At 28.5% G+C, this 19,618-nt stretch carries 17 protein-coding genes; 2 read left to right on the plus strand and 15 right to left on the minus strand.

Annotated elements, in window-relative coordinates:
* The coding region (locus KQI77_RS08030) for a transposase (RefSeq protein ID WP_216389932.1) at window positions 1–857 on the plus strand (857 nt) is incomplete at its 5' end.
* Here KQI77_RS08030 and KQI77_RS08035 read toward each other — a convergent pair.
* The 3 genes from KQI77_RS08035 to KQI77_RS08045 all read right to left on the minus strand — a co-directional run bounded on the left by KQI77_RS08035 (window position 812) and on the right by KQI77_RS08045 (window position 4,934).
* The gene (locus KQI77_RS08035) at window positions 812–3,295 is read right to left on the minus strand and encodes a glycosyltransferase family 2 protein (RefSeq protein ID WP_216389933.1); all 2,484 of its coding nucleotides are present in this window, start codon (window positions 3,293–3,295) and stop codon (window positions 812–814) included. The genes KQI77_RS08030 and KQI77_RS08035 overlap by 46 nt on opposite strands.
* 68 nt (window positions 3,296–3,363) lie before the next feature.
* Window positions 3,364–4,008 (minus strand): hypothetical protein, encoded by a 645-nt coding sequence (locus KQI77_RS08040; protein ID WP_216389934.1) that lies wholly within the window; start codon window positions 4,006–4,008, stop codon window positions 3,364–3,366.
* A 47-nt stretch (window positions 4,009–4,055) separates the two neighbouring features.
* The gene (locus KQI77_RS08045; RefSeq protein WP_216389935.1) at window positions 4,056–4,934 is read right to left on the minus strand and encodes a YegS/Rv2252/BmrU family lipid kinase; all 879 of its coding nucleotides are present in this window, start codon (window positions 4,932–4,934) and stop codon (window positions 4,056–4,058) included.
* 166 nt (window positions 4,935–5,100) lie between these two features.
* On the opposite strand from KQI77_RS08045, the gene pssA reads away from it, so the two are divergent.
* The gene (gene pssA, locus KQI77_RS08050; RefSeq protein ID WP_216389936.1) at window positions 5,101–5,613 is read left to right on the plus strand and encodes a CDP-diacylglycerol--serine O-phosphatidyltransferase; all 513 of its coding nucleotides are present in this window, start codon (window positions 5,101–5,103) and stop codon (window positions 5,611–5,613) included.
* A gap of 36 nt (window positions 5,614–5,649) precedes the next feature.
* Here the strand turns inward: pssA and KQI77_RS08055 are convergent, their stop codons facing one another.
* The 12 genes from KQI77_RS08055 to KQI77_RS08105 all read right to left on the minus strand — a co-directional run bounded on the left by KQI77_RS08055 (window position 5,650) and on the right by KQI77_RS08105 (window position 19,618).
* The gene (locus KQI77_RS08055; protein ID WP_216389937.1) at window positions 5,650–6,009 is read right to left on the minus strand and encodes a hypothetical protein; all 360 of its coding nucleotides are present in this window, start codon (window positions 6,007–6,009) and stop codon (window positions 5,650–5,652) included.
* An 87-nt stretch (window positions 6,010–6,096) separates the two neighbouring features.
* Entirely contained in the window at window positions 6,097–6,225 is a 129-nt protein-coding gene (locus KQI77_RS13205; protein WP_301281681.1) for a hypothetical protein, read from the minus strand.
* 2 nt (window positions 6,226–6,227) lie between these two features.
* On the minus strand, window positions 6,228–6,776 hold the full coding sequence (locus KQI77_RS08060; RefSeq protein ID WP_216389938.1) for a rubrerythrin family protein: 549 nt from the start codon (window positions 6,774–6,776) through the stop codon (window positions 6,228–6,230).
* A 49-nt stretch (window positions 6,777–6,825) separates the two neighbouring features.
* A complete protein-coding gene (locus tag KQI77_RS08065; RefSeq protein ID WP_216389939.1) occupies window positions 6,826–8,211 on the minus strand; it encodes a SpoVR family protein in 1,386 nt (461 codons plus the stop codon).
* A 3-nt stretch (window positions 8,212–8,214) separates the two neighbouring features.
* Window positions 8,215–9,387, minus strand: coding sequence for a sporulation protein YhbH (yhbH, locus tag KQI77_RS08070; protein WP_216389940.1), 1,173 nt, complete (start codon window positions 9,385–9,387; stop codon window positions 8,215–8,217).
* 6 nt (window positions 9,388–9,393) lie between these two features.
* On the minus strand, window positions 9,394–11,316 hold the full coding sequence (locus KQI77_RS08075) for a PrkA family serine protein kinase (protein WP_216389941.1): 1,923 nt from the start codon (window positions 11,314–11,316) through the stop codon (window positions 9,394–9,396).
* Between the two features lie 123 nt (window positions 11,317–11,439).
* Window positions 11,440–13,206, minus strand: a complete 1,767-nt coding sequence (recQ, locus tag KQI77_RS08080) for a DNA helicase RecQ (RefSeq protein ID WP_216389942.1) — start codon at window positions 13,204–13,206, stop codon at window positions 11,440–11,442.
* Window positions 13,207–13,278: 72 nt separating this feature from the next.
* Complete coding sequence (locus KQI77_RS08085) at window positions 13,279–13,860, minus strand: zinc dependent phospholipase C family protein (RefSeq protein WP_253289395.1); 582 nt, start codon at window positions 13,858–13,860, stop codon at window positions 13,279–13,281.
* Window positions 13,861–14,015: 155 nt separating this feature from the next.
* Entirely contained in the window at window positions 14,016–15,083 is a 1,068-nt protein-coding gene (locus KQI77_RS08090) for a mannose-1-phosphate guanylyltransferase (protein WP_216389943.1), read from the minus strand.
* A gap of 191 nt (window positions 15,084–15,274) precedes the next feature.
* Window positions 15,275–16,402 (minus strand): iron-containing alcohol dehydrogenase family protein, encoded by a 1,128-nt coding sequence (locus KQI77_RS08095; protein WP_216389944.1) that lies wholly within the window; start codon window positions 16,400–16,402, stop codon window positions 15,275–15,277.
* Complete coding sequence (locus KQI77_RS08100; RefSeq protein WP_216389945.1) at window positions 16,386–17,141, minus strand: glycyl-radical enzyme activating protein; 756 nt, start codon at window positions 17,139–17,141, stop codon at window positions 16,386–16,388. The genes KQI77_RS08095 and KQI77_RS08100 overlap by 17 nt, the downstream gene beginning before the upstream one ends.
* The gene (locus KQI77_RS08105; RefSeq protein ID WP_216389946.1) at window positions 17,141–19,618 is read right to left on the minus strand and encodes a glycyl radical protein; all 2,478 of its coding nucleotides are present in this window, start codon (window positions 19,616–19,618) and stop codon (window positions 17,141–17,143) included. Before KQI77_RS08105 ends, KQI77_RS08100 begins: the two co-directional genes overlap by 1 nt.

Genomic DNA, 19,618 nt, shown 5'->3' on the forward strand with positions numbered 1-19,618 from the left:
AAATAACTCACAGACTTCTCTTGACTCAAAAGATGATAAAAATAATAAAAAAAATCCTAAAAACTGTGGATAACTTTACCGAAGCTGAACAATCACGTTTAAAATTAATATATAAGATTCAGGAAATGGCAAAATGTGGTTACTCAATAAGTGAAATAGCAAGGTTGTTAGGTAAAGATAGTCGTACTATTAAAAAATATATTATAGGAAATCCAAAAGATTTATATAAACATATAAGGTATAGATATAATCCTTATGAAAATAAAGTGATTAGTTTGGTAAAAGATGGATACATCGAAAAGCAAATTGTTGATATCTTAATAGCAGAAGGATATAAGCTATCAAAAAGTAATGCAAGGCATATGATTCGTAAAGTAGTTAAAAATAATAATTTAAATATAAATAAGTATTCTCCTGTTATTAACAGCATAAAAACATCTAGTGGTGCTATTGATAATGAATATATCTATTTAAAAAGAAGCTATATTTTTAAACATTTATGGATGGATGTAGAGTTGTCAGAAACAGAAAATGATTATATATATAATAATTATCCTCAAATATTCACATTAAAAAAGTGCATTATTGAATTTCGAGAAATATTCAAAACCAAAAATTTAGCATTATTGTACATATTTATAGATAAATATAGAAATTCGGATATATCAGAAATAGCTTCATTTACAAATGGATTATTAAAGGATATTGAAGCAATTGAGAATGCAGTTTCTAATGATTTAAGCAATGGATTTGTTGAAGGAACTAATAGCAAATTAAAAATGATAAAAAGGACTATGTATGGAAGATGTAGTCAAAAACTTCTAGCAGCAAAATTAATATTGCATCCTAACGGATAAATGCGGAAGAACCATAATTTTCCTATAATTATTCCATTTGCCAATGTCTTTTGATACTTATCCTTTATTCCTAATAAAGAAATATATGCTTCCTTATTTTCTACATCATTAACGTCGCCTTCATATGCCACCATAATTCCTACTACTTCTTCTTTCTTTTTAACTACAAAAAAATAAGATTTTGCAGCAAGCTTATCTGCATAAGCTTCTATATCGCCCACAATACTTGATAACTTAGGTGTAAAAAAATCATCAAATTGTTTTAATATATCTAATATCATTTCTCTATTTCTAATTTGAAATACTTCCATATACTTCACCTGCCTTTTATATAGCTTACTATTCTTAATATTCTTAAACTTTAAAATTTTGTTAGTTATGGTTAATACATTTTCCTTATATTCATCATAATTAATGCTTATTTCTTCATTAAGCTTAGAATAAATCTCTTGTAAATCTTTATTTTTTGCTTCTTCTATAAGCACATCTAAATCAATATCAGTATTATATTTAATAGCAATTTTATTTAGTTCAATATTTATAGAAAAATCCCATATATTTTTATCTTCATTGTATTCAGTTAATATAATAGGCTTTTGCATTAACAATGCATCATCTACTAAAGAAGTGTAATCACATATAATTACTTCTGCTTGTGCTAACTTCTCAAAATATTCTTCTATATCTTGAATAACAGTTATACCAATGTCAGTTGCTCTATGATAATATTCTTTAATTAAAGTTTTATCTTCGTCGCATTCATAATTATTAATGTATATAGCTGCTTTATAACCTTTTTGAATTAACCTCTTTACTTCTTCAAATATACTTAATGCAACATTAAGTAATCCATCCTTATATCCTGTAGCTAATATCAATATTGTTTTTTCTTGAGTTCTTATTCTATTTTTTATATCATGTATCTTCTTACTCCACTTATATCCAACATACTTAGTAACACCAAAAAACTCTTCAAATCTATTATTTATTGCCTTAGCATATACCTTATTAGGTTCTAGAATATATGAAAAAATACAATTGCTATCCTTACTTTTATTTAAATAGTATTTGTATGGATAAGACTTATATCCATTTTTATCATTTATCTCATGATTACCATGCCCTATATACATAACTGGTAACATTCTATTATTAAGCTTACTTGGCATATACTTATCTACACATACCATAAGATCAAAAGGTCTAAAAGCTACCTTATGTAATATACTTATATTATTTTTATAGCAGAATTCTTTCATATTCTTACTTACTTTAAGTTTTGGATTATAATAAATATAGCAATCTATCTCTTGTTCCTTGCCTATACAATTGTAATAATCAATTATATGAATTTCATCTTCTCTAGAATTGCAGTATAATAATATTCTTTTATTAGTAACAATTCTATTATGTATATTCTTTATTTTGGAATAAATTTTTTCATATATACTTGTTAAAACTCCATTATTAACAAATACATACATGTATCCTCTTATCCATCTTCTTATTCTAAATAGAGCGAAGGCTCCTTTAGATACATTGTATTGTTTGATACATCTTTCATATATATAGTCCTTGTATAATTCCATCTCTATATCTGTCATTCCTATATCTAAATTATTAGTTCTATTAATTTCTGACACATAAAAAGATATTATATATGCATTTACCAAATCTTTCAGTACACGGTATAAGCCCTTATATTCAAAAAAACTTTTATAATAATCAAAAAGAACAGCTCTATCTACTACTCTGTCAAATATACTTTTCTCTTTTTTAGATAATGATTCTGGAAGATAACATACGTAATAATATAAGTATTCATCTATAGCCCGTACTTTCTTTACATATTTTAAATATTCTAGATTAAAAACAAAATCTTCTCCTAAACTAATACTTCTCCTAAATTTAATATTATTATCATCTATAATTTGTTTAATATATATCTTATTCCACAAAACGCCATGATAATAAGTCATAGGACTTGCCATTAATTCTAATAAATATTTAAAAAAACTATATTTCTTATTATGCTTTATAGTACATCCTCTAATTCCATCATACTTTATTGAATAATAACTACATATTCCAAGTTGATACTTTCCATCCTCTATAGAATCTAATAACTTCCGGCAATACTCCTTATCTACATAATCATCACTATCTATAAATTGAATATATTTTCCTGTTGCATATTCAATACCTACATTTCTTGCTGTAGCTGCCCCCTCATTCTCTTTACTATACACATGTACCCTATTATCAATTTCTGAATATGACTTACAAACTTTTAAACTAGAATCCTTTGATCCATCGTCTATTAATACTATTTCTATATCCTTGTAAGTTTGATTTAATAAACTCTCTATACAATTACCTATATATTTTTCTGCATTGTATACTGGAATAATAATTGAAATAACTGCTTTCTTATTCATATCCTTTCACCATTTTCAATTTTAGTATTATATATTTATCGTTTAAAAATATAATCACTACACATTATTTACTTCTTTATAAATACATTTATAAAAAAATTTATAAACGTAACAAAAATATAATCACTTATTATTGTTGTTGGAAAATAAGGAATACCTGATATCAAAATAATATTATCTATTATACATACTGATAAATATATTATTATTGATAAAACACCTTTTTTATTGCAGTTAGGCTTATCTATATAATAAATAATATATAATAACATAGCCCCTATGATTAAAAAATATTCCATAATAAAAATTAATGACTTACCTATATCTATAACATATCCAAATTGACTATTATAGCTTACAATTATATCTACAAAAATTATATTAATGATGTATATAAATGTAATTAATGCACCGATAAAATATATATACTTGAATTCCTTATTATCAAATCTTAAAAAAATATACATGAATGCTAATGTTATAAGCGGAATAGCCAAATAACTACTATAAATAAACCACTTTATCATAGTTAAATATTCAAAACTTTTAGCAATACATAATATTAATAAACAAATATATCTAAAAATAAGTATAATAGTTGCAATATACATATATGTCTTTATCTTTTTAGGTGAATACTTTCTATTCTTATTAATTATATTTAGACATAAAAAAAATATAAGTAATAAAAATATGTAGTAAGCCATTTTCATAATAAATGCCTCCTATTATTTATTACTTATATCTATTAAATGTTTTTTTATTTTATACCTAAAAGTTTTATACCACCTTGAACACATTCAACAGTAAGTGGGAATCCTGGACCAGGTTCTCCATCTATATCAACAACTATATCTTCTTCTGACTCAATAGTTATCTTCTTAGTCTTAAAATATAAAACCTTATTAGAATCTAAATGCTCATTCTTCAATATCTTAAAGAATAATGGTAACACTTCATATAACTGTACAGCTTTTATAACAATAACATCAAGATATCCATCACATATATCTGCCCTTGTTGCTAATCTAAGATTACCTGCCGTTTGTCCATTGAATACTAACATAAGGTACATTTCACCTTCATAATTCATTTCTTCAGAAGTTAATTTAACTTTTAGTTTTCTGAAATTCGGAAGTTCTTCTAATCCTTTTAGATAATATGCTAACTTTCCTATAGTATTCTTTAAGTTGGTATTAGTTTTCTGTGATATATCAGTAAATAATCCTGTACTTGCTACATTAATAAAATATTTTTGATTAATCTTACCAACATCTACAAGCATAGGTTCTGATGATAAAATCTTCTCTACTGCCTCACTTACTCTCTTAGGCAGCTTTATAAATTTAGCAAAATCATTTGCTGTACCTACTGGAAGAATTGCTAAAGGTAAGTTTATATTTCTCTCCATCATAGCATTAACAACATTATCTACTGTTCCATCACCACCAGCTACTAAAATATGATTATAACTGTCATCAATGATATCTAATGCATCTGCTAATGGTTTGCCTTTTTGTATTCTATATGGAACTATCTGTAGTCCCTTTTGTTGATACATATCAACAATAACATCTAATTCCTTAAGTATAGCATTTTCACCTGAAAAAGGATTATATATAAATCTAACCTTATCCATATCTTACCTCCACTCCTATTTGCATAGCAAATATTATACCATTTCTATAATTTGTTGTCGAGTTACTAACATAAAAAGTAATTAATTTATAATATTCATACTAATATTATGCTAATTATTGTGATATAATAAAACAAGGTGGTCAAAAATATTTAGGAGTGATTATATGAGAAAAAGTAGTATTCCTAATATCTTTACTTTTATAAACCTAACTTGCGGTGTATTATCATTATTATGTATTCTTGATAAAAGTTATTTAACAGCAAGTTTACTTATTCTCATTGCAGGTTTAGTAGATAGATATGATGGAAGAATTGCTAGATTTCTAGGGGTCTCTAGCGATCTAGGAAAGGAACTTGATTCATTAGCTGATTTAGTTTCTTTTGGTGTTGCACCTTCATTATTAACTTATGTCCTTTTTGATTTTAATTCAATGGGAATTATCGGTATTATATTATTAATTTTATTTCCTATATGTGGTGCATTTAGACTAGCTAGATATAATGTTGCTGATTTTGACGGAGTATATACAGGAGTACCTATAACAATTGCTGGGTGCATTATGGCTGTATTATCTCTTATATCTATTTATACAGCTCAAATTTTAATTATTGCAGTATTATTCATTATACTTAATTCTTACCTAATGGTAAGTACATTAAAACTAAAAAAAGTATAATATTCTTTTAAGACGACCTGTTTTAATAATGACTCCTTACTCATCAAAGGAGTCATTATTATTTTGATTATTATGATACTCTAATTCATTATGTACTTCTAATTCTATATCATCCCTTTTTGTTGTTTGTGATATTATATCATTCTTCATAAAGCAATATCTTATATATGAATCTTCGCATTTTTTTATTACTTTAATAAGCTCATCTATTATATCGCCTATATTATCTATTCGCTCTGTTGCATGTTTAAGTTCACTTTTCTTAGATATCGATGTTCCATTTAATTCTGCTGTGCTACTTATAAGCAATCTATATATCTCTATATAATTTCTAAGCAAATTGCTCAAATTATTTAAATCATTATAATGACCATGTATAACTTTATCATAACTCATATCTTTACTTCCTTATATAAATTTTATAACATAATTACAACACCTCAAAATCAGTGTAGTATCTTGAGATGCTGTAATTCTCTATTACTATCTTACTCTGTCATAAACATATTCATCATCTAATTCAGCATAAATAAGATTATTTGTCTCACACTCTTCTATATCTGATATATATTCTACTCTATACATATACTCATCTGGATATCTATAAATCATTGTTATTCCCCTTCACACTTTAATTCATCATAAGGCATAAAATAGCCTCTAGGATATCCACATAGTGGACAACGAGAAGGTACTTCAGTTCCTATATATATATATCCACAATTCATACATTGCCACTTCTTCTCTCTAGACGACTTAAGCAACTTAGAATCTTCTAATTCCTTATGAATCTTCATAAATCTCTTGTAATGACTTTCTTCAACTTCTCTAAGTTCTTTATAAAAATCAGCAATCTCTTCGAACCCTTCGTCTCTAGCTACTTCCTCAAACTTCTTATATGTTTCACTTGTTTCTTGAAGTTCTCCCTTACTAGCAACTAGCAGATTATCTATAGTACAATCTACTTCTCTTAGATACTTCTTAAAAGCAATTCTTGCATGTGCCTTCTCATTATCTGCTATATCATCAAAAACCTGTGCTATCCACATATATCCTTCTATTCTTGCTTGTTCTGCAAAAAATGAATACATATTCCTAGCTCTAGATTCTCCTGCAAAAGTTCTATATAAATTCTTTTCAGTCTTACTGCCTTTGATTCCCACAAAATTCATCCTATCATAATATTATTCTTCCTAATTAAATTATTCTGTACTAATCAATTCTGTTACCATCAACTACAGTAACCCTCTTATTATCATCACATACTATAGTAAATTCCTTGTTATCACGTGTTCTAGTTATTAAGTTAATATTACTGCCCCATAAACTCTGCATATACTTAAGTGTTTCCTTACAATATATAAGCTCTAACTCTCTACCATCAAAAACATGCTCTAATGTTAAAGTGTTATTCTTCTTATTCAAATCCTTAACACGTATATATGGTATACTACCAAATCCACAAGTAGAGGCAAGATTATCTCTTATAACCTTCCAGCCATCTTCATCCGATATCTCAGATATAACATAATCGAAGTTTTTCTTAGCATATTGAAATAGATTCAGCTCTTCACATAGCTCTCTAGTTAAATATCTCCTAATAAATGATGAATCTCTCTCTAATGCCCTTACTTCAAATATCTTATCTCTTCCATATCTCTTATCTAAATCTTCAAATATCTTAAATCCAATATAATAAGGATTAAGTCCACCAATTATAGGTGCAACTACATCGTTATGTCTCTTCAAGAATTCAAGATATAGTCCTTCTTCAAGATCTAGATCCTTAAGTATAGTATAATGCCAATAACTAGCCCAACCTTCATTCATAATCTTAGTTTCTATCTGAGGAAGAAAATATTGAGTTTCTCGTTTAACTATCTTGACTACATCCTTCTCCCATTCTTCTAACCTTCCATACTCTAAGATAAAACCAACCACATCATCATAAGGTTCTAATGGAATCTGATTCAAGTCTGGTTCTTCTATATCTGAACTATCAAACATAGATCTATTATTAATCTTCCTATCATATTCATCTATAAGTTCATTCTTAAGCTCCTCTTGAGTCTTCTCTCTTCTACCTATAACCTTAGGTACATTATATTTAATTGAATGAGCTGCATCTAATATTCTCTCCACTTTTTCATATCCTATACTAGGAGAATTTATAAAATCTCTTATAATATCTGCATCAGTCTTAAACATTTCCAATACATGCTCTGCTTTTGTTCCTTCTTTAAAGAGCCTATTATTCTTAAAGAAATCATTATGTCCAAATACATGTGCCATAGTTAAAATCTGTAATAGTAATGTATTTTCTCTCATTAAATACGCTAAACAAGGATTAGAATTAATAACCATTTCATAAGGAAGACCTGTCAAATTATAAGAATATAATGTTTTATTTTTCTCATAAGCCTTACCAAAACTCCAATGATGATAACGGGAAGGCATACCAACATATGCCTCATATCCTATCATCTCATTAAAACCTATAATCTCGAATTCTTGAGGATAAACATCTAACCCAACATCTCTAACCTTCGCTTCTATCTTGTCATTCCACATCTTTAGATCCTTTAGATTATATCCCATCTTTTATTCCTCCCTCATCTCTTGGCACAGCATATCTTTTATTGCATCCCACAAATCCTTCTTCTCTTTAACTACAACTGGAATAAAATTGTCTCTTTTTATCTCTTTATTAAATCTATAATACATGGTAGTTGAATAAGTAGATGGTAATAATTCTATATATCCAAACATACTGCTTATATCACATAATTCATTAACTGACTTCATAGCCCTATCATTATCCTCAGCCCAATTATCTCCATCAGAAGCATATAACGGATATATATTCCACATCTCTGGAGGATACTTTTCACGTATAATATCTAATGCTAAATTAAGCCCACTAGATATATAAGTACCTCCTGACTCTGCTTTATGAAAGAACTCATATTCATCTACTCTTTTTGCAACAGTAGTATGAGAAATAAATTCAAAAGCTATATTATTATATTTTCTTCTTATGAACTTTGATATTACAAAGAAAAAGGATCTAGCTAAATACTTTTTCGTGTTATCCATAGATCCAGAAACATCCATTATAAACACAAGTACTGCATTACTTTCTCTCCTAGGCTTATTCTTAACCTTATAATATCTTAAATCTTCTTCTCTAAATGGGAATCTTTCTAATTCTTCATCTATTTCAGCTTCTCTAAGAGCCCTCTTTTTTCCTTGTTTTCTTGCAATCTTACACATAACTGTTTTCTTTTTTGCAAGTCTAGGTCGTATACCATACTTTTGATATCCTCTCTTTTTGCTTGTACTATCTACTAATATCTCTGAATATTTCTTCTTGTCTAGATTAGGTAAATGTAAATCTTCTATTATATAATCTAATAATTCCTCTAGTGTTATTTCAGTTTCATATATATCCTCTCCTTGAGAATTACCAGCTCCACTATTACCCTTTCCAGAAGCTCTTCCTCCTTCTCCTATTTTATCTCCTCTTTTTTCTTCACCTGTTCCTGTTGCAACTCCCTTTAAACTTCTACCATATATGAATTCATATTCTTTTATTCCTCTAATAGGTATCTTATATTTCTTATTCTTCCCCTCACCTATAATGCTCTCTTCTGATAAGATATCTCCTAGATTTTCTTTTATAGATTTTTCTACTAATTGTCTATGCCTTCTTCTATCTTCAATAGATCTATCATGCTCTAGAGGATTATCACTATTATCTCTAAAAATACTCATAGTTATCTAATCCTTCCATAAGTTATTAGCTGCATATTTCAATATAACATCACAGCAATGCATACAATATCCTTTACTCTTCATCTCTTCTACCATAGCATTATATTTCTCTGTTTGTTCTTTATTTCTAACTCTAGCTTTAGTTACAATTCTAGATAAATCCTTTACTGATGCTAGTAATTTCTTTTCTATAGCTTCCTTTAATGGTTCATAAGAAGTATAATCTATCTCACCACCATTTCTTACCAAATAGAACATATATGAGGTGACATCTGCTCTAAATCCTTTACATGAAGCTTCTGATACTCCTATTTTCTCTTCAATATTTCTCATAAATTCTTCATCTGGATTTAATTCTTCACCAGTTGATGCATCTTTAATTTTAGTTTTATTTACAAATGCTTCGGCATTATCAATATAATTATTAAATAAGCTCTCTGCTTGTTCTTTAAATGAATGTATAAATGCCTTTGTAATCTCTTTTTCAAGAATCTTATTATATTCTTTCCTTATTGTATCTTGAACAAATCCAAGATATTTCTTCTTCTCTTCTACACCTATATCTAATTCCTTTATTGATTTTATTATACTTTCCATAATGCTCAACGGATTTATACAATTATATTCAGAATTAGATAACGCATTATCTATTGCCTTAATAATAAATCTTGTTGATATTCCTTTCATGCCCTCATTACTGCCTGCTTCTTCCCTAAGTTCTAGTATGTCTATTCTCTTAGTTGTTCCTTTTTCAACAATTTCTTCTCCATTATATATTTTTAATTTAGTAATAGGATCTACTTTCGCAGATGGCGATAATCTACTCAAAATAGCAAACATTGCTGCTACTTCTATTGTATGTGGTGCTATATGAGCACTAAAATTACTCTTCTTTAATATCTTCTCATATATTTTCTTTTCTTCATCTAATTCTAGGCAATAAGGCACTTCTATCTTAACAATTCTATCTAAAATAGCTTCATTAGTATGATCTGACTTAAATTTATTCCATTCAGCTTCATTAGAATGAGCTATTATAACTCCATCAAAATAAATCATAGCACCCTTACCTGGTGAAGGAACAGACTTCTCCTGAGTTGCTGTAATTATTGTATGAAGGTATTCAACATCATTCTTGAATACTTCTATAAACTCTACTATTCCTCTATTTCCCACATTAAAAGCACCATTTAACGAGAATATTCTCGGATCATCTTCTGAATACATATCCATCTTAGATATATCTATAGAACCTGTAAGTATTGAAGTGTCTTGATTATTAGGATCTACAGGTGGAACAACTCCAACACCCTTTCTAGAGCGTATAGAAAAAGACTTAGTCACTACAGGAAAATCTTCATATTTTCCTTGAAATTCATTCATAAGTCTATATCTACAAACAGGACATAAATCTCCCTCTATCTGAACACCTAATAATTCTTCAAATTCCTTTCTTAAGTGTTTGGGAAGCAAGTGAAGAGGTTCTTCATTCATAGGACAACCATCTAGTGCATAAATATGTTCACATTCTTCTAATGACTTCTTCAGTATTTCTACTAATGAAGATTTTCCTGCACCTACTGGACCAACTAAATACAAGACTTGTCTTGCTTCCTCACCCTTCATAGCTGCTGAATTGAAATAATTAACTATCTTCATTATAACTTTATCTATCCCATAGAAATCATTCTTAAAGAATCCATATTTTCGAATATTCTCATTTCCATATATTCTTTTAATTCTTGGATTTTCCTCAGCTCTTAGTACTTCAACCCCTTTATCCATTATCATTTTATAAACTCTCTTATGGGCAAGTTTAGTTATTTCTGGATTATCCTTGACAATCTGTAGGTAATCTAAAAATGTCCCTCTAAATTTTTCTTTATTTCTACTTTCTCTATCACTTTCAATAAACTCCTTAAAGTTCATATAACCACCCTCCTTTTATTAAAAATATATTCATACACTATATGAATGTATACGTAATATTTTTAAAAAAATAAGATATTAACAAAAATTTATTATTATTGTTAATATCTCTTTGGTTATTTTCTACTTATTATTTTGTTTTATTATACTTATTATTTCATTACCATATTTATTTATTTTCTTTTCTCCTATTCCTCTAATCTGCAATAATTCTTCTATAGAATTAGGAGATTTATTAACTATCTCTATTATAGTTGCATCTGACATAATAATATATGGTTTAATATGTTCTCTTATAGAAGCTTCTTTTCTCCATAATTTTATTTTATTGAATAAATCCTTATCTACAGGAACATCTTCATTCTCTATAATCGCAAGAACTTTTTTCTCACTCTTAAGTATCTTATAAGATTCATTATTAAGTTTTAACATAGAATAAGTTCCTTCTTTAAGTGAAACATCTCCTCTATTAATAAGTTCCTTTATAAGTCCTCTTATGAAGGTAGAACTATATTCTCTCATTATGGAAAAAGTAGTTATATCTTGAAGTTTATTAGCAATAATCTTAGGTCCCTTAATTCCTCGTAATATATCTACTAATACAGAGATTCCATACTTCTCTCTAGTTCTAAAAACTGTTGATAATATCATCTGACTCTCCCTAGTATAATCCCTAATAGAATCATTCTTCAAACAATTGCCACAACTAGTACAGTAGCTTCTATTATAATTATTATCGAAATATCTTATAAGGTTAGTTCTGTAACACTTATCTTCTTCACAGAATTCTATCATACTCTGCAACTTCTTCAATGCTATCTCTCTTCTATTAAATGCTGTACTCTTATTTATAAGATATTCAACTCTCCGTATATCTTCTCTATTATATATAAGATAACAATCACATCTATCGCCATCTCTACCACCTCTACCTATTTCTTGATAATATGATTCTAGATTCTTTGGCATAGTACAATGAATAATATATCTTATATTAGATTTATCTATTCCCATTCCAAATGCACTTGTTGCTATAATTATTTCTGAATTATCATATAAAAAGCTTTCTTGATTATTATACTTATCTTCTTCCGACAATCCTCCATGATATATAGTAACATTATACCCCAAGTTTCTTAATGCTCCATATAATTGCTCTGTTTCATTTCTAGATAAGCAATATATTATACCTGAATCACCTTTATGACTTTCTATTATATTACGAATTTTATCTAACTTATCTTCTTCCTTTAAAACATTTATATATAAATTACTTCTATCTATACTTCCTATATACATATAAGGATTATTTAATCCTAAAAGCTTAATAGTGTCTCTCTTAACTTCTTCTGTAGCTGTTCCTGTAAATGCTGAAACTACAGGTCTTCTCTTCAAACTATCTACAAAAGGTTTTATATATCTATAACTTTTTCTAAAGTCATGCCCCCACTCAGATACACAATGTGCTTCATCTATAGTTACCTGAACTATATTTAAATCCTTCAAAGAATTAATAAACCTTTTAGATTCCAGTCTCTCAGGTGCTATATATAAAAGTTTATATTCTCCTATACTAGCTCCTTTTAATATCTCATCTATCTCTGCACTAGAAATAGAACTGTTAATATAAGCAGATTCTACTCCATTTTCTAATAAATTATCTACTTGATCTTTCATAAGAGATATAAGTGGTGAAATAACTATTGTTATTCCACTGAAAAGAATAGCTGGTATCTGATAACAAATAGATTTTCCAGCACCTGTTGGCATAATACAAAAAGTATCTCTACATTCTAGAATATTTATTATAATATTTAATTGTCCTTCTCTAAAATAATCATATCCATAATATTTTTTTAATGCATATAATGATTTTTCTTTTATATTCATATTTCTCTTCCTACATCTAATATTTCTATAACAAGTAAAATTATATACTTTCCTAAACATAAAAAAAAGAGCTTAAACCGCTCTTTTTGTAACTGAATATTCGTTTTTAACAACTTCGTTTAAAATTAAATTAATAATGCTATTACATACATAATAAGAATAATCTAAATCATTTCTAAATCCAAATCTCTTCTTATATCTAGCTTGAGTGCTAACTATAAATCTCTCAACATTATCTATAGTTACTTTAGATGTACAATATGCCTTTGGCTTATATATCTTGGAAAATTTAGACAAAGCCTTCTCATAGAATATATGCTTCTTCATATAACTCTTAAATTCCCATCTATAACAATGAGGAACACAGAAATAATCACATAAAAAATGACATATAATTCCTAGCTCTTCACTAAACTTATTCTTACCATAACTATAAAAAACATCACTAATAGATAAACTAGATAACCTCTTTATCTTATCTAGAATCATCCCTATACTCTCATCATAGTAATGCTTCATTAATTTATATTTAGGAACACAATCTGGCTTAATATTCCCCCATATAAATCTCTTTCTATCTATTAAATATACCTTACTACTATTTGCCATATCTAAGAAGTTACTTGCTATCATCATATGTGTATTAGTTAACAAATACGAACACACCCTTCTTGCCTTATACTAAACTTAGTATATATTTTCTAATAAAACTATTATACATTTTTCAATGAATTTTTACCAGTTATTTTTATTACTTTTTTATTACAATCAAATTTTCCGGTCTAAAATTTTAGTATAAAAAGATACTTTTACAAGTATTCGTCATATTCATTAGTTCTATTTATATTATTCAATAAATTCTTAATCTCTTGATCTTTATCCTTATCCATAACAAGAATAACATCTCCTGCATCTACAATAACTATATCTTTTATTCCAAGTCCTATTATTAAGTTTTCCTTACCAAATACACTACAATTCTCACAGCCTTCTAGATAAACATTCTTGGATAAATTATTTTTATCTTGTCTATTCAAAAATCTGCTCAAGGACTTAAAGCTACCTATATCGTCCCATATAAACTCACCTTTTATAACATAAGCCTTTCTTGTTCTCTGCATAATACCAAAATCTATAGATATTCCTTCTATCTTATTATATTGATTCTTAATAATATCTTCTTCATTTTCAGTACCTATACCTGCATATATCTCCATAAGTGCCTTATAGATTTTAGGTAAATATTTCTCCATCTCTCTAAGTATTACATCCGCTCTAAACACAAAGATACCAGAATTCCATAAATAATTACCTTTTAATAAAAACTCCTTTGCTACTTCTTCATTTGGTTTCTCAGTAAATCTTTCTACCTTATAAGTAGCAATATCTCCTATCGTTCTCTCTCCCATCTGAATATATCCATATCCTGTTTCTGCTCTAGTTGGATCAATTCCTATAGTTATTATTCCTCGTTTTCTATTTGCAAGTTCTACTGCTTGTTTTAAAGCTTCTATATATTTCTTTTCTTCCTCTATATAATGGTCAGAGGGCAAAACAATCATAACTGCTTCTTTATCTTGTTTTAGTAGCTTTACTGCTGATAGACCTATACAAGTGGCAGTTTCCTTATTAGATGGTTCTACAAAAACATTCTCTTTATTAATGTCTTTTATCTCTTCAAACACTCTTTCTTCATAATCTTTATTAGTTACAATATAGAGGTTTTGTTTATCTATTAAAGACATTACTCTATTTAATGTATTTACCAAAAAACTCTTACCATTTATAATCTTTAAAAATTGCTTCGGTTCTTTTGCTCTAGACAGAGGGTATAATCTACTTCCCTTTCCCCCTGCTAATATTAAACCGTATATCACAACTTCTTCAACTCCAGCGAATTATATCAATTTTATTATATGTGCTTATGTGAATTTTGGTTAATATTGATTCTCTAGTCATAGATAGGAATAACTATATATACCCGTAATAATAATGAACTACTATGCAACAAAAAAACCGAACCTAATAGCTAAGTACTATCAAGTTCAGTTTCTAATGTTTAGTTTTATTATTTATTTTTCAATTCATTATATAAGTCTAGCAGATCATCATCACTGACATCTATAGGATAATTTTTTAAATTAGGATGATGGCTTTTCTCTACCAACTCAGATATTTGTTGTTCACTAAGATTATATTCCTTTAATCCTAATTTTAAGTTCAATTTCTTTTTTAGGTTCTCAACTACATCTGCAAATTCAAAACCATCTTTTAATCCAATATTTTCAGCAAGTTCATGTATTCTATATCCTTCTTTTTTACTACTTGCATGACGAATAAAATAATCTAGTGTTATTCCACAAGCTTCGCCATGTGGAATATGATAAATATTAGTTAACGGAAATGAACATGCATGTATAGCTGTAGTCTTTGGAAGATTAAAAGCAAGTCCTGCTATAAGTGCTGCCTCTGACATCTTTTCTCTTGCTATTACGTTAACAGAATCTCTATATGCTACTTCTAAGTATTTCAAAATATTCTTTATAGCATGAACTGCAAGGGCATCACTTATTGGATTATGATTTTTACTCCAGTAAGCTTCAATTGCATGTGATAATGCGTCTATACCAGTTTGAGCTGTCATATAAGGTGATAAAGTATAAGTAAGTTCGGGATCTATTAAAGCTATCTTAGGATAAAATAATTTAGATAATAAAGGCTTTTTTACATTATTCTCATAATCAGAAATTACAGCTACTTGTGTCACCTCACTTCCTGTTCCTGATGTAGCTGGAATTGCTATAAGCGGAATACTGTCTGATAGCAACCTTAGATCTCCTGAATAATATTCTGATATTTCACCATCTTTATATGATAGCAACGATACCACTTTTGCAGCATCTATTACACTTCCACCGCCTAAAGCAACTACAAAGTCAGCATTATATTCTTCTACCAATTCTATACATGCAGCAATTTGATGTATATCAGGGTTAGGTGATATATCACTATATATTTTCTGAATTTTATTTTCTGAAAAACTAATTATTTTATCAGAAACATTATTTTTTACAAAAAATGGGCTAGTAACAAGTATACCCTTATGGCCTTTTATTTTTTGTATAGCTTTATCAATATCTTTTATACTTCCATTTCCAAATTGAATATCTACCGGTTGATTATACTCCCAATCCATAGTTATCTATCACTCCCTTCAATTCGTTTATCTTACCTTCTTCAAGTTTTGCATCTCCCATTATATAAATTCTATTTAATAATTCGTATTTGCTCCTTCCATAAAAATGATATGGAAGAATTTCATAATCTACATTTTCTAATTCCCTTAAAAAGTCACATATATTTTTAATATCTTCTACTGTATCATTAAATCCAGGAATTACTGGTGTTCTAATATGAATAATTTTTTCAGGATATATTTCCTTTAATTTTTTTAAGTTCTTAATAATTTTCTCATTAGAAACTCCTGTCCACTCTTTATGTTTGTCATTATCTAGGCTCTTAATATCATAATAAATTGTATCGAGATACTTTGCTGCCTCAATTAATATACCTTCTTCACCAAAACCACTTGTTTCAATTGCCGTATACAAGTAATTACGCTTTGCTTCTTTTAAAAGTTCAATTAAAAATTCTCCTTGGTTTAATGGCTCTCCACCACTTATAGTCATACCTCCTCTTCCATATCTATAAAAAGGCTCATCTTTTTGAACTTCTGTAATTACTTCTTTAACTGTCATTAACTTTCCACATAATTTTTCACCCAACTTTTCAGGATTCATAGATTGAGACTCTGGGTTACAACACCATCTACATCTTAATGGACATCCTTTAAGAAAAACTGTTGTCCTTATGCCTGGTCCATCCTGTAACGAATAATGTTGTATATTAAAGACTATTCCTTTAGATTCATTCATTAGACAGTCTCCTGCTCTGTTCTTGCAATTATATCATCTTGTAAATCCTTTGAAAGTTCTGTGAAATATGCACTATATCCTGCAATTCTTACAAGAAGATTTCTGTAATTATCAGGATTTTTTTGAGCTTTTCTCAATGTATCTGTATTAATAACATTAAATTGGATATGCCATAATTTTAAATCATGCCAAGTTTTGATGAAATATACTAGTTTTTCAGTTCCACTCTCTCCTTCTACACAAGATGGACTTAATTTTATATTTAATAATCTAGAAGCACGTTCTCTATATCCTTGATTTTTTGTATGATAATTTGATAATAAAACTGCTGCTGGGCCATTCTTATCAGCCCCTTGTGAAGCACTGCTTCCATCAGATAATGGGGTAAATGCTTTTCTACCATTTGGAGTTGCACTTACTACTTTTCCAAATGGAACATGAGATGTAAATGGAACCAGTCTTAAATCAAGATGTACTCCAAGTTCCTTTGAGTATTCTGCTGCAAAATCTAATGCTTCCTTATCAATACGCTTTCCAATTTCATCAGCATAAGGATCATCATTTCCGTATGCTGGCGATAATGTTAATAACTTTCTCACATCTTCATATTCCTCAAAATTATTAATTAATGCTTGTTTTAATTCAGCAAATGTTAAAACTTTATCATCATAAATATTCTTTTTAATAGCTGCTAAGGAATCAATAACAGTACCATATCCTATAAATTCAAAGTACCCTAAATCAATTCCTCCTGGAATTTTAGGTTGATGTATATCTGTGTAGCTATCTCTGCAAAGTTGATGTAACATAGAACCTAATGGAGATGCAAAATGTTGTGCTCTTAATCTTATAATTTCATGTTGTTGTATAAATGCATGCTTCAACAAATATTTTTGTTGTTTTAAATAAGCATTTAAGAAGTCATCGAATGTCTTAAATTCCTCTACATCGCCTGTTTCAAGACCTAAAACCTTATCTTTATATTTTAAAACTTTTCCATTGTATAATACCATTTCAAGAGCTGATGCAAAATTAATGTATGCGCAAGGACTTGTATAAGTATCACGATTAGGCATACGGCATTCTGAGCATCCTGAAACGCTATAATCATAAGCTTCTTCAAGAGTTGCACCCTTCGCTAGTAAAAGAGGAATTACTTCATCATCATTAATAAGTTTAGGAAATCCACTTCCCTCTTTTATTGTTTCAGCAACTTCATATAAATATCTATTTGGACTTAGCGTATGAATACGAGCTGCTAAATCTGGATAATTAAGTGGAAAATCTCTCTTAGATTTTAAGAATAAATAAGTAAGATCATTTACTGCATCTCTTCCTTCAGTATCCACTCCACCAATTGTTACTGCTTCCCAATGTGCATAACCTTCATTAAATGCACCACCTGTTTCTGATAAATATAGATCCACAAATTCAGACATAGAAACCCACATGCATTCTAGTAATTCTTGTGCATCATCTTGAGTTATAGTACCTTCTTCTATGTCCTTCTTATAAAATGGATATAGATATTGATCCATTCTTCCATTAGATATTACTGTACCTGTTTTCTGTTCAATTCTTGAGAACATTTGAATGAACCATTGAGATTGTAGTGCTTCATAGAAATTTTCTGGAGGAAACTCAGGAACCCTTCTAGAATTTTTTGCTATTGTAAGAAGTTCTTTTTTACGCACTTCATTTTCTTCTCTTTCAGCTAACTTTTCTGCCAACTCAGCATGACGATTAGCCCATAAAATAATTGCATTACTTGTTATTATTGTAGCCTCTAAAAATGGTCTCTTTTCCATTGTATCTATTGCACTATACTCATCTAATTCACTTAATTTTTCTTCTGCTTCTTTCTTAATACCTGAAATACCTTTCTTCATTACAATTTCATAATCATGAACCCATTGTATTGATGAACGGAAGGAAGCTGTTTCATTAACTATAAACTTAGAAGATCCATCTTTATTATAAGTAAGATTCTTTGTCTCCTCTGGAAATGATTTTACTAAATCCTCATGAAAAGTCTTTCCTTTCCAATATGGTTGTATTTCATTTACGACTCTTTTGGCATCCTCTTCTGATATATCAAAAGGTGAAGTTATACGACTAGGAAGTTTTTCTATTGCATCACCTAAAATATCTCCATCTAATTCAGGATATAATATTCCGTAACGTCCTGGTTGTCCGCCTCTACCAACTAATAATTGATCATCCTCAATATAAATTGTTGCTTTTTTTGCATAATTATATAATGCCTTCGCCCACCTAAGATTTAGAGGTTCACCTTCTGTTTCCTTAAATGATTCTGTAAAATATAATCCTCTTTCTATATCAATCTTTGGTTTACTATCTTTCACTCTTTCAAGTAAAACTGTTGCTCTATTAGGTGTAACATAAACTCTTTTATGATTTTTTATTTCTTGTTCAATTCTTTTTTCTTGTATAGATAAAACTTTGTTTATTGACAT

The sequence above is a fragment of the Clostridium sp. MSJ-8 genome (assembly GCF_018918325.1).
Lineage (GTDB): Bacteria > Bacillota > Clostridia > Clostridiales > Clostridiaceae > Clostridium.